The sequence below is a fragment of the Brevibacterium senegalense genome (assembly GCF_000285835.1).
GTDB classification, from domain to species: domain Bacteria; phylum Actinomycetota; class Actinomycetes; order Actinomycetales; family Brevibacteriaceae; genus Brevibacterium; species Brevibacterium senegalense.
This window is the reverse complement of sequence record NZ_HE978604.1, coordinates 135,775-147,732: the sequence shown is the minus strand read 5'-3', so window position 1 is coordinate 147,732 and position 11,958 is coordinate 135,775. Positions and strand designations below refer to the sequence as shown.

Below are 11,958 nucleotides of genomic sequence, written 5' to 3'. Positions count from 1 at the left end.
CCCATTCGGCCGGGTGCCGGGCGGGCTGGCGGGGCGGCGCGGTGCGCCCCGACCTCAGAGGATCGTCGACCTCTGCGTGTGCGTCTGCGCCAGTTCGCGGTACGAGCGCCAGTTGCGGTCGATGTGCGCGCGCCCGTCCTCGTCGAGCTCGCGGCGCACCTTCCCCGGTACACCCGCCACGAGGGACCCGGACGGGATCTGCGCCCCCTCGAGCACGAGGGCACCGGCCGCGACGAGCGTGTACGAGCCCACGACGGAGCCGTTCAGCAGCGTCGTCGACATGCCGATGAGGCAGTCGTCCTCGACGGTGCATCCATGGATGAGCGCCGCGTGCCCCACGGAGACCCGGTCGCCCACACGGGCGTCCAAGCCCGGATCGCAGTGCATGACGGTATTGTCCTGGATGTTCGTGTCCTCGCCGATCACGATCTTCGCCCGCTCCGCCCGCAGCACGGACCCGTAGAACACGGAGGACCGCGCGCCCACCGTCACGTCGCCGATGAGAGTGACGCCGGGGGCGATGAACGCCGTCTCGTGGATCGTGGGCGACACCCCGTCCACCTCGATGAGGCGGACGTCCGCCAGGTCTCCTGGTCTTCTCTGCTCGCTCATCCCCCTATCGAACCAGGGCGGCGGGGCCCCGGCAACGGGGTGACCGACTGGTGGACGGCTTACCACACGATTTGCGCACCTGTACACACCTGCACCATGATGGTGCCTGTCAGAGACTTCACACAGCTGGGGTCTTGTGGGCGTGCGCGACCTCGTGGGAAGCTGGGTTATCACCGTTTCCGCGTCCGCCGGCGCGCCAGCGGCGGAGCGCCGCTCCTGCAGACGATCGGTCTGCATCTCCGGGTCGCCCTCTGCCGCGGTTCCGCGCCGTCGGACCTCCGTCCACCTGAGAGGAACCCATGGACTGGCGCCATCGTGCTGCGTGTCTGAACGAGGATCCTGAGCTGTTCTTCCCCATCGGGAACACCGGTCCTGCCCTGCTCCAGATCGAGGAGGCCAAGCGGGTCTGCCGCCGCTGCGAGGTCGTCGAGACCTGCCTGCAGTGGGCCCTCGAGTCCGGCCAGGACGCCGGCGTCTGGGGCGGGATGAGCGAGGACGAGCGCCGCGCGCTCAAGCGCCGCGCCGCTCGCGCCCGCCGCGCCAGCTGACACCACTCCCCCGCGGGTCCTCGACCCGCATCGCTGCGCCCGCGCCTCAGTCGGCCGGGCGCAGCGGCACGTCCAGCACCACCTCCGTGCCGCCGCCGTCGGCGGGGCGCCAGTCGATCGTCCCGCGCAGGTCCGCGGTGATGAGCGTGCGCACGATCTGTGTGCCCAGGCCGTCGCCGGGACCGCGGTCGCCGGAGATCCCCACCCCGTCGTCGACGACGCGCAGGTGCAGGCGGTCCTCCGTGCGCTCCGGAACCACCTCGATCGTGCCGTCGACCGGCACCGCGTCCGGGTCGTCCGGATCGAACGGGAAGCCGTGCTCCACCGCGTTCGTCACGAGCTCCGTGATGGCCAGCAGCAGCGCGGAGGCGTCCTCCGTCGCGATCGTCCCGAAGCTGCCCACTCGCCGGGTCGTCACCCGCGCCAAGGGCGAGGACAGGTCCGGCGCCAGGCGCAGCCCCTTGTCGAGGATGTCATCGAAGTCCAGCGCGTCGTCCAGCGACTGGCTGAGCGCGTCGTGGACGACGGCGATGACGGACACGCGCCGCATCGCCTCCTCGATCGCGGACTTCGCCTCCGTGGACGACGCCCGCCGCGACTGCAGGCGCAACAGTGCGGACACCGTCTGCAGATTGTTCTTCACCCGGTGGTGCATCTCGCGGATGAGCGCGTCCCGGCTCAGCAGCTCGCGCTCCCGCCGACGGATCTCGGACACATCGCGGCCCAGGATGACCGCGCCCGTGCGATTGCCGTCCCGCATGAGCGGGATCGACCGCAGAGCGATGCTCACCCGCCCGGATTCGATCTCCGTGCGCCACGGGGCCCGGCCGGTCAGCACGAGCGGCAGCGACTCGTCGACCGTCCCCCGCTGATCGACGAGGCCGGTCACGAGATCCGCCAGGTAGCGGCCCTCGATGTCGCCCTCGGAGCCCAGCCGGTAGAGGACGGACACGCCGTTGGGCGATGCGTAGCGGATGCGCCCCTCCCGGTTGAGGAGGATGAGGCCGTCGCCCACGCGCGGCTCGCCGCGGCGACCGCCGGACAGCCCGTCCGCCGTAGGGAACGTCCCCTCGCCCACCATGTCGAGCAGCGCGGACGCGCTGCTCCGGTGGTTCCGCTCCATCCGGGACGCGCCCAGGCGGCGCGACTCCTCCGTGTGGCGTGTGAGCACGCCCAGCACCCGTCCGTCCCGGACCACCGGGACGACGTCCGCGCGGGCGAACCGCGACCCGTCGTCCTCCGCGATGACGGTCGTCCGTGTGCGGAACGCGCGCCCCAGCAGCGCCCGGTGACGCGGGCCGGGACGCTCCCCCACCATGTCGGAGGCGAACATCGTCTGCCCCGTCATGGGCCGGCACTGGGCCACGACGACGAAGTCCGGATCCTCCGCGTCCCCGGCTCCAGCCTCGGCGTCGACGGTCTCCGGGGCCCGGCGCGGGACCCACAGGACCAGGTCCGCGAACGACAGGTCCGCGATCAGCTGCCAGTCGCCCACCAGCAGGCGCAGCCAGTCGACGTCGTCCCCGTCCAGTCGGCTGTTCGCCTTCGTGAGCTCTGCGAGAATGCTCACTCGGCCTCACTCGCCCAGTCCGCGGTGCGGACGACGCCGCGCAACTGCCGCAGCACGACGGACACGGGTGCCTGGTCGACCCGGGGCAGCTCGCGCAGCTCCGCGACCATCGTGAGCACCTTCTCCAGCACGCTTCCGTTCGCGTCCATCCAGTCCTGGACCCGGGACCGGCCGCTGGCCCCGGTCGGGGAGCCCGCACCCGGCGCGGTGTCCGTGTGCCGCATGACCGCGTCCGTCAGCGTGACGATCGCCTGGTAGTAATCGTCGCGCAGCGCGCCGCGCGCCAGCGCCGACCACCGGCTGCTGCGGTCCAGGTCCCGGATCATGTCGAGCAGCGCGGAGCCGCTCACCGCGTCGGTGACCGCGTAGTAGACACCGGCGACGTCCTCGGGCGAGGCCCCCACCCGCTGACTCTCCTGCACGACGTCCAGCAGCGCGAACTCGTCCAGCAGGCCGGCGGCTCGTGCGGCGATCACCTCGGGCACCCCCTGGCCCGCGTAGGACCTGCGTGCCTGCTCGTACTCGGCGCGGTCATCGCCCTGCAGCAGGTCCGCGAGGTGCGCCCGCAGACGCGTGACCGGCTCGCGGAACGTCTCGATCGTCGCGAGGACGTCGAGGGACTCCGGCGACTGGTGCACGAACCAGCGCGAGGCGCGGTCCAGCAGGCGGATGTGCTCGTTCAGCAGGGTCGCCTGCACGTCCGCGGACACCGTCCCGTCCAGCGCGCACACGTCCGTGACGAACCCGTCCAGCCCGAACACCTCGCACACGACCGTGAAGATGCGCACCAGGTGCGGCAGCTCCGCACCCGTCTCCTCCTGGAGGCGGTAGAGGAACGTGATGCCGCCGCGGTCCACGACCGAGTTGACGATCTTCGCCGTCGCGATCTCTCGCCGCAGCGGGTGGTCCGCGAAGTGCTCCTGGTACGGCAGCAGGCTGGGCGGGAAGTAGTCCCGCAGCGGACCGGCCATCCAGTCCTCGTCCGGCACCGGCGAGGCCAGCATCTTCGCGGCCGCGTCCATCTTGACGTAGGCCAGCAGCACCGCCAGCTCCGGCGACGTGAGTCCCGTGCCGGACTGGGCGCGCTTGCGCAGCGGCTGCGTGTCCGGCAGGTTCTCGACCGCCCGATCCAGATCCGCCTCCCGCTCGAGGTAGCGCATCAGCCGCGCGTACGTCTCCGTCATCGCGACGGACTCGTAGCGCGCCTCGCCCATCGCCAGGTTCTGCGTGTAGTTGTTCGACAGCACCCGGTCCGCGACCTCGTCCGTCATGGACTCGAGCACCTGGCCGCGCTCATCGGCCGCGAACCGTCCGCGCCGGATGAGTGCGGCGAGCAGCAGCTTGATGTTGACCTCGTGGTCGGAGGAGTCGACGCCCGCGGAGTTGTCGACCGCGTCCGTGTTGAGGCGCACGCCCGCCAGCGCGGCCTCGATCCGACCCAGCTGCGTGGCGCCCAGGTTGCCGCCCTCGCCCACGACGCGGGCGCGCACCTGACCGCCGTCCACCCGGATCGCGTCGTTCGCGCGGTCGCCCACCTCCGCGTGGGATTCGTCGGACGACTTGATGTACGTGCCGATGCCGCCGTTGTAGACGAGGTCGACCGGCGCCTGCAGGATCGTCGAGATGAGCTGGTCCGGGGTCATCCGCCCGGGCGCGGCCCCCAGCGCCTGCGCCGCCTCCGGGCTCAGCTCGATCGCCTTCGCCGACCGCGGGAAGACACCGCCGCCCGCGGAGATGAGGGACGGGTCGTAGTCCTGCCACGAGCTGCGCGGCAGGTGGTAGAGCCGCTCGCGCTCGTCGAAGCCCGTCGCCGCGTCCGGCGTGGGGTCCAGGAAGATGTCCCGGTGGTCGAACGCCGCGACCAGGCGGATGTGACGGGACCGACGCATGCCGTTGCCGAACACGTCGCCGGACATGTCGCCGATCCCCACGACCGTGAAGTCGTCCGCGGACGCGTCGACGCCCAGCTCGCGCAGGTGCCGCTCGACGGACTTCCAGGCGCCGCGGGAGGTGATGCCCATGGCCTTGTGGTCGTAGCCGGTCGACCCGCCGGACGCGAACGCGTCGTCCAGCCAGAAGCCGCGCTGGGAGGCCAGCGAGTTCGCCACATCGGAGAAGCGCGCCGTGCCCTTGTCCGCCGCGACGACGAGGTAGTAGTCGTCGCCGTCGTGGGCGACCACCCGCTCCGGGGTCACGACCTCCGTCGTGTCACCGGAGTACTCGAGGTTGTCCGCGATGTCCAGCAGCGAACCGATGAAGACCTCGTAGGCGGCCTGCCCGGCCGCACCCCACGCATCCCGGTCCACCGCCGGATCCGGCAGGCGCTTGGGGAAGAAGCCGCCCTTCGCGCCGGTGGGGACGATGAGCGCGTTCTTCACCATCTGCGCCTTGACAAGGCCCAGCACCTCCGTGCGGAAGTCGTCGCGGCGGTCCGACCAGCGCAGGCCGCCGCGGGCCACGGTGCCGAAGCGCAGGTGGACGCCTTCGACGACGGGCGAGTGCACCCAGGATTCCAGCGCCGGGCGGGGCTTGGGCAGGAAGTCCAGCTCTTCCGCCCGGATCTTGAAGACGAGCGCCTGCGGCGGCTGCCCGTCGGTCCTCAGGAACGCGTTCGTGCGCTGCGTCGCCCGCAGCGTGTCGATCGTCGCCCGCAGCACGCGGTCGGCCTCCAGCGAGGACACCGCGGCCAGGCCGGCCTCGACGTCGGCCAGCACAGCCTCGGCGGCCTCCGCCCGGGTCTGCACGCTGTCGAACGTGCGGTCCGGGTCGAACCGGATCTCGAAGGCCTCGCTGATCCGCCGCGTGAGGTCCGGGTGCGAGGTGTACGCGCTGGCGATCGACGCGTCCGAGTACGTGAAGCCCGCCTGGCGCAGGTACTTCGCGAACGCCTGGATGACGCTCACCCGCTGCCAGCTGAGCTCCTGCAGCAGCAGGCGGTCCAGGTCGTCGGACTCGCGCAGCCCCGCCCACGCGGCGGTGAAGCCGTCCCGGATCGTGTCGAGGTCCTCGTCGGAGAGCGGCTCGTCGAACGACAGGCCGAACTCGTAGATCCACGACGTCTCGCCGCCCGCGGGCCGCAGCTCGAACGGCCGCTCGTCCACGACCTCGGCGCCCAGATTCGCGAGGTACGGCAGCACCTGGGTGAGGGTGACGGGCTCGTGGCGGTAGAACGCCAGCAGCGCGGCGTCCTCCGCGCGGCGGTGCACCGCGACGACCGGCCGGTCAGAGGCCGCGGCGGCCTCCAGCCGGGCGACGTCCTCGACCGCGCGGGCCGGCGTGTGCAGGGACGTGTAGGACGGCGGGAAGGCGGACGCCCAGCGGCGGGCGCGCTCGGCCGACGAGGCGGGGTTCTTCTCCGCCGCCGGGGCCAGGATCTCCCACAGATCCTCGTTCCACGACCGCAGCGCGCCCGCGATGCGGGCCTCGACCGCGCCGGGGTCCGTGACGGGCAGATCCTGATCCGCGGGCACGCGCGCCGTGAAGTGGAGGCGGGCCAGGGCGGAGTCGCCCAGCAGCACGTCGAAGTCGACCGTGTGCGCGTGGTACACCTCGCGCAGCACGGACTGCACCCGTTCGCGGGCGGCCGTGTTGTACAGGTCACGCGGCAGGTAGATGAGGATCGACATGTAGCGCTCGTACGGGTCGCGCCGGATGAAGACGCGCGGCTCGTGGCGCTCCTGCAGGTCGACGACCTGCATGACGGTCTCGAAGATCTCGTCCGTCGAGGCGTGGAAGAGGTCCTCGCGCGGGTAGGACTCGAGCGCCCCCAGCAGCTCGTCGCCCGCGTGGGTGTCGCGGCCCAGCCCGGACCGGCGCAGGACGTTGCGCACCTTCGTCCTGATGACCGGGATGTCCAGGGCGGACGTCGAGTCGATCCGCGGGGTCCACAGCCCCACGAAGCGGCGCTCGCCCACGATGCGGCCGTCCGCGTCGTACGTCTTGACGCCCACGTAGTCCATGTAGCCGCGGCGCATGACCTTCGACCGGGAGTTCGCCTCCGTCAGCACCAGGACGTGCGGCTCCTCCGCCTTCGCCGCGACCTTGCGCGACAGGCGCGAGGTCCGGGCCGCGCGCAGCGAGGAGATGCCCAGGGCGCTGCCCTCGATCGGGTCGAGACGCTTGCCCTCGTCGTCGACGATGAACGCGTACTCGCGGAAGCCCAGGAACACGAAGCCGTGGTCCATCCACGTGAGCAGCTCGGCGGCCTCGGCGGCCTCCGCCGTCAGCTCCGGACGGGGCGCGTGCGCGCGCAACTCCTCCGCGATCTCCCGGGCCCGCGCCCGCATGCGCAGGCTGTCGCGGTCCGCCGCGACCGCGTACTCCAGCACGTCCGTGAGTCCCTCTCGGATGCCCGCGAAGTCCTCGTCCGGGACGCGGTCGACCTCGATGTGGATCCAGGACTCGGACCGGGTGTCCCCAGCCCCGCCGCCCGGGACGGTCTCGCCGGGGCCGATGATCGGCAGCGCCGCCGTCTCCGTCGCCGCGTGCGTGAGCTCCGCATCCGGGACGATCGAGAGCTCGGAGCCGCGCCGCACGGCCATGATCGGGTGGTGGACGTCGCGGATCGCCAGGCCCTGTCGCCCCAGCTCCGCGACGACGCTCGCGACGGCGTAGCGCACGTCCGTCACGACGACGTCGATGAGGGTGCGGTTGCCGGTGTAGTCGATCGCGCTGTGCTCCGGATTGCGGATCGCGACCCGGGCGGGCCCGCCGTCGTAGTCACGGGCCAGTCCCAGGTGCGCGGCGGCGTTGGCCGCGAGCGCCTGCGCGCCGGTGCGGCGGACCTCTGCGCCCGCCAGCCTGGGGTAGTACTCCTCGAGGAGGTGCGCAGGGGGGTTCTCCCCCTGCTGCTCGCTCCACGCGCGGGCGATGTCAGTCTGGATGTCAGTCTGATCGACCTGGGTCACGTCACTCTCACCTCGTGTGCTGTCGCGGACCGCATGCGGTGTGCTCGACGGTGAGCACGGACACCACTCTATGCCCTGTGCGCGGCGATCCGGGTGTGTCCTGACGCACGCGTCCGGCCGTCCTGCACGCGACTGCGGGCGGGCCCGGATGCGGCAGACTGGTGCCCCATGAGGACCTTCACGCTCACGGGCCGCTCCGCTCTGCCGCCCACCCGCCTGCGCGCGGGGCTGACCGACCCGGACATGTGGCGGGGACAGGGAAGAGAGGTGACGCGCGGGGACGACGGATCGCTCACCGTCGACACCCCGCTCGCCGCGGACTCCGTGCCGCCGTCGCTGGCCCGGTACGTGCCGGAGTCCGCCGCCCTGCGCATGCGGGTCGCCCCCGCCGCCGAGGCCCCGGCCGGGTCGCCGCAGCGGGCCCGCCTCACCGTCACGGTGCCGGGAGCACCGGTCGCGGTGACGGTGGACCTGTCCGCGGCGGCGGACGGTCACGGCGCTCTCGTGACGGCGGAGGCGGAGGTGTCCTCCTCCGTGCCCCTCCTGGGGCCCATGGTCGAATCAGCCGTCGAGCCCGTCGTCCGAGCCCAGCTGCGCGAGAAGCTCGATCAGCTGGTCGACCTCGTCTGAGGAGAACCACAGCAGGTCGGATCCCATGAGCGCCGCTGCGGCCGCGCCGCGTTCGCCCGGCAGCTGCGCGAACCCCTCCGGGTCGTCGATGTGGATGCTCGCGACCCGCAGCGGGTCGAGCACGGCGGCGGCGAGGACGACGCCGGGCACCACGGGGGCGGCGCCGGCGAACACGGCCTCCGGCACGTCGACGGCGACGACGGCGCGCGGCGAGCCGGCGTCCAGCGCCTCGTCGATGAGGCTCGCGGCCGCGGCGGTCATCGCGCGGTACTCCGCGAGCTCCAGGTCGTCGCCGGTGAGGGAGCGCTCATGCGCACCGGGGGCGAAGACGGCGACGGGGTCGACCGGGGGCCAGGAACGGGCCAGCGCCAGGCCGACGAGGGGTGCGTACGCGCGGATCATGACCTCATTGTCGCACCCGCCCCGCGCCGCTCCGCCCGGCGCGTGCGGGGACGGCGCGGGGCGACTCCCGGCAACCGGGCGAGGAGGCCGTCCTCGACGGCCCGGACGAACGGCGAGCGGCGGGCCACCTCGACCGGCGAGCGGCCCGCCAGCACCGCGGCGTCCACGGCGGCGGGGTCGTCCGGCAGGAGGATCACGTCGTCGACACCCGCGAAGCGCTGGAGCACGGAACGGATCCGGGCCTCCGGATCCGGTCCCACGGCGGACACGCGGACGCGGTTGACGACGACGAGGAGCCGATCCCGGTGACGCTGCGCCCGGTCGGACTCCAGGCGACGGACCAGGCGCTGGAGGCCCACCGGATCCGCGGCCGCGACGAGGAGCACCCGGTCCGCGCGGTCCAGGACGGCCCGGGTGGCCTGGTGCCGGTCGTAGTGCGGATCCGCGTACGGATCGTCCGGATCGATCCGGTCGGACACGTCGACAACGACGCGGTCCGCCCGGGCGGCCAGACGGTCCAGCACCTCCGTCAGGACGCCCGCGCGGATCTCCGGCCACCGCTCCGCGCGGGCCAGACCGGTCACGACCTCGAAGTCCGGTTCAATCCGCACGAGGCGGTCCGCCACCTGCTCCGGGTCGTGTGCGGCCCCGGCCACGACCAGGCGGCACAGTGCCGCCAGCTGCGGCGCCTCGTCCAGCAGACCCAGTGCGGGGGTGAGCGAGGAGGCGACCGTGTCCGCATCGACGAGCGTCGTGCGGCCGCCGGCCCGTGCGGCCAGATGGGCGAGCACGAGGGCGACCGTCGAACGACCCGGCGAGGAGCCGGTCCCCCAGACGGCGATGATCTCGCCCGCACGCTGCGGATCGGCCGCCGCGCGGGGCGGGTCCGCCGGCCGGGGCGGCGCCTGGACCGCGTCCGCGCAGTCGCGCAGCACGGTGCCGGTCCGCGCGGCGCCGGACCCCGGCGACAGCGTGTGGACGATGCCCCAGCGCGCGAAGACGGCGTCATCGTCCCCGAAACCCACGATGCGCGCGCCCGCCTCCCGCATGCGCGCGACGACGTCCGCGTCGATGCCGGGGAACCACCGGGACAGCACGACGACGTGACCGCTGCCGCCGGCCACGAGCGCCAGCAGCTCCGTCTCGTCCGCCGGCCGTCGCACCACCCGCGCATCGCGCAGTGCGGAGACCGACGCGACGACCGCCCCCTCGTACTCCACGTCGACGGCGACGATCACGTCGATCACGAGTCGCCCTCCGCCTGCTGCGCGGTCTCCTCCGGCTGCGGCGGCCCGGCCCGCGGGACCTCGACGACGGAGATGTGATGGCCCAGCGCCTGTGCCCGCACGACCTCGGCGATCCGCCCGTCGGGGACGTACACCTCGATGCGCGCCGCGCCGGGCGCGGTGAAGTCGCGGTTGCCGCGGTCCACGGACAGGACGTCGACCTCCGTGAGGATCGCGGTGGGCGGACCCGCCTCCGCGGACCGGGCGTCCGTCGCCCAGATGTCGACGCCGCTGCCGCGGGCCACAGCCGCCGGCAGCGCGGTGGACACGTCGACGGACACGACCCGGCCGGGCAGGTCCGCCTGCGCCACCAGCGCGGACAGCGGCACCAGCTCGCCCGCGCCCACCACCCCGCGCACGGTCGTCCCGGCCTGCACTGCGGACTCCGCGGGGATGTACGCGGGAGCGGAGGCCGGCAGCTTCACCTCGACGGCGACCAGCTCCTCCGTCGTGACCTCGCTGCCGGGCACCAGCGCGACCGCAGCCGCCCACACCCGAGTCGTCTCAGACACCGCACGCACCAGGGTGGTCGTCGCGACGAGCGACGCGAGCACCAGCACGGCGCCGATGAGCAGACGGGGATCGCGCCAGCGGGGGCGGGTGAGGCGCCGCGCGCGGGGGACGGCGGTCGTGGTGTCGCGGTCATTCATCTGCGTGCTCCCGATCTCCACATGCCCGGACGCACAAAGGCGTCTCCTGATAGAATTTGACTGCCATCGATGTCATTCGGTGCTGTGACATTCGAGACCCTGACGAATGGAGAGGACTCCTCATGGCTGTTGAATCCCGGTTCCTGCCGCTGACCGATGTCGCGGAGGTCCTCAACGTGTCCGTCGCGCAGGCGCGCGCTCTCGTTCGTTCCGGGGACCTGCGCGCGATCAAGGTGGGCGGGCGCGGCCAGTGGCGCGTGGAGAAGTCGGAGCTGGAGGACTACATCCAGCGCATGTACGCCGAGGTCCGTGCGGAGGTGGACGCCGGCACGGCCGACTGACCGCGCCGCGCGCCTCATCGCATCCCGCCCGTCGGTCGCACGTGTGCGATCCGGGACTGCGGGATGAGCACCCCACCGCCCGGACCGCCCTGCGCGCTCCGGGCGGCACTCGTCCCGGCGGCCTCCACCTCGATGTAGTCCCGCGCCACTGCGCGGATCCGCCCCACGATCATCCGGACCCCGCCACCCGTCGCGGCCACCGCGATCGCGCACTCCGCCCGCTCGTCGCACCAGAGGCGCAGGGGCGACGCCAGCGACAGCCCCTCCGCGGTCTCCGCGTGCCGGCGCGTGCGGACCACCGCCTCCTCCACGTGCGGAAGCGATACGAGCACGTCACCGCCGGCTCCCGTCGCCAGCAGCAGCCACCCGGCCGCAGCCCGGGATACCCGCCCCTCGAACCGGACGCCCGCCACGGTCACCGCGATGCGCTCGCCCCGCGCCGCCGCGAGCCGATCGGCCAGACCGTGATCGGCGGCCTCACCGGCGACGAGATCGGAGTACTCCCCCAGGCGCTCGTGCAGCGCACGGCCCGCCTCCTGCGCCTCGAGGTCCTCGAACAGCAGCGCGAACCTGCGGTCCGCACGCAGCTGCTCCGCCTCACCTGACCATTCCATGCACGTAGTATGTCATGAAGCTCACAGTTGGAACATCGAATGGGGACGGTTGAATGCAGATCGATTCCTCCACAGCCACACTGGCACTTTCCCTATCATTTGCTATCGTTTGACTCCATCCTACGAATCCGACGATGGAGTGATCATGGGAATGCACAGGCTCACCCTGCTCGCGGCCGTTCATCTGGTGGGCACGGCCCTCCTGGTCCGCGTCTCCCCCGGCCTGCTGGACGATGTCCGCGTCGGGGACCCCGGTGCCGCACTGCTGCTGATCGCCGGCTGGCTCGCCGTCCTGACCGGTGCACGGACGACGGCGGCCGTCGCCCTCGCCCTCGCCTGGCGGGTCCTGCGCGCGGCCGGCCTCGGCGCAGCGCCGCTGCGGTCCGCCGCACTGCGGG

At 72.7% G+C, this 11,958-nt stretch carries 11 protein-coding genes; 4 read left to right on the top strand and 7 right to left on the bottom strand.

Annotated features, from left to right (window positions below):
• Window positions 1-54 precede the first annotated feature (54 nt).
• The gene (locus tag HGBR_RS10005) at window positions 55-612 is read right to left on the bottom strand and encodes a gamma carbonic anhydrase family protein (protein ID WP_051013395.1); all 558 of its coding nucleotides are present in this window, start codon (window positions 610-612) and stop codon (window positions 55-57) included.
• A 299-nt stretch (window positions 613-911) separates the two neighbouring features.
• Between HGBR_RS10005 and HGBR_RS10000 the strand changes: the two genes are divergently transcribed.
• A complete protein-coding gene (locus HGBR_RS10000; RefSeq protein WP_019159204.1) occupies window positions 912-1,160 on the top strand; it encodes a WhiB family transcriptional regulator in 249 nt (82 codons plus the stop codon).
• A 46-nt stretch (window positions 1,161-1,206) separates the two neighbouring features.
• On the opposite strand, the gene HGBR_RS09995 is transcribed toward HGBR_RS10000, so the two are convergent.
• On the bottom strand, window positions 1,207-2,730 hold the full coding sequence (locus HGBR_RS09995; protein ID WP_019159203.1) for a sensor histidine kinase: 1,524 nt from the start codon (window positions 2,728-2,730) through the stop codon (window positions 1,207-1,209).
• Complete coding sequence (locus HGBR_RS09990; RefSeq protein WP_019159202.1) at window positions 2,727-7,637, bottom strand: NAD-glutamate dehydrogenase; 4,911 nt, start codon at window positions 7,635-7,637, stop codon at window positions 2,727-2,729. The genes HGBR_RS09995 and HGBR_RS09990 overlap by 4 nt, the downstream gene beginning before the upstream one ends.
• Window positions 7,638-7,805: 168 nt before the next feature.
• On the opposite strand from HGBR_RS09990, the gene HGBR_RS09985 reads away from it, so the two are divergent.
• Window positions 7,806-8,267, top strand: coding sequence for a DUF2505 family protein (locus HGBR_RS09985; RefSeq protein WP_019159201.1), 462 nt, complete (start codon window positions 7,806-7,808; stop codon window positions 8,265-8,267).
• Here the strand turns inward: HGBR_RS09985 and HGBR_RS17455 are convergent.
• From HGBR_RS17455 to HGBR_RS17445, 3 genes are read right to left on the bottom strand one after another with little or no spacing between them, the layout of a single operon-like run.
• Complete coding sequence (locus HGBR_RS17455) at window positions 8,199-8,669, bottom strand: DUF6912 family protein (protein WP_019159200.1); 471 nt, start codon at window positions 8,667-8,669, stop codon at window positions 8,199-8,201. The two genes, HGBR_RS09985 and HGBR_RS17455, sit on opposite strands and share 69 nt — an antisense overlap.
• Window positions 8,666-9,916: a CpaE/TadZ family protein gene (locus HGBR_RS18905; RefSeq protein WP_019159199.1), complete on the bottom strand. Its 1,251-nt coding sequence runs from the start codon at window positions 9,914-9,916 to the stop codon at window positions 8,666-8,668. The genes HGBR_RS17455 and HGBR_RS18905 overlap by 4 nt, the downstream gene beginning before the upstream one ends.
• Window positions 9,913-10,605 (bottom strand): hypothetical protein, encoded by a 693-nt coding sequence (locus HGBR_RS17445; protein WP_147522423.1) that lies wholly within the window; start codon window positions 10,603-10,605, stop codon window positions 9,913-9,915. The genes HGBR_RS18905 and HGBR_RS17445 overlap by 4 nt, the downstream gene beginning before the upstream one ends.
• Window positions 10,606-10,727: 122 nt before the next feature.
• Here HGBR_RS17445 and HGBR_RS09965 point away from each other — a divergent pair, with 122 nt between their 5' ends.
• Window positions 10,728-10,946 carry a helix-turn-helix domain-containing protein gene (locus tag HGBR_RS09965; protein WP_019159197.1) on the top strand — a complete coding sequence of 73 codons (219 nt, stop codon included), beginning with the start codon at window positions 10,728-10,730 and terminating at the stop codon, window positions 10,944-10,946.
• A gap of 14 nt (window positions 10,947-10,960) precedes the next feature.
• On the opposite strand, the gene HGBR_RS09960 is transcribed toward HGBR_RS09965, so the two are convergent.
• Window positions 10,961-11,560 carry a hypothetical protein gene (locus HGBR_RS09960; protein WP_019159196.1) on the bottom strand — a complete coding sequence of 200 codons (600 nt, stop codon included), beginning with the start codon at window positions 11,558-11,560 and terminating at the stop codon, window positions 10,961-10,963.
• Window positions 11,561-11,705: 145 nt separating this feature from the next.
• Between HGBR_RS09960 and HGBR_RS20225 the strand changes: the two genes are divergently transcribed.
• Window positions 11,706-11,958: hypothetical protein (locus tag HGBR_RS20225; protein WP_040364945.1), on the top strand; the 253-nt coding region annotated here is incomplete at its 3' end.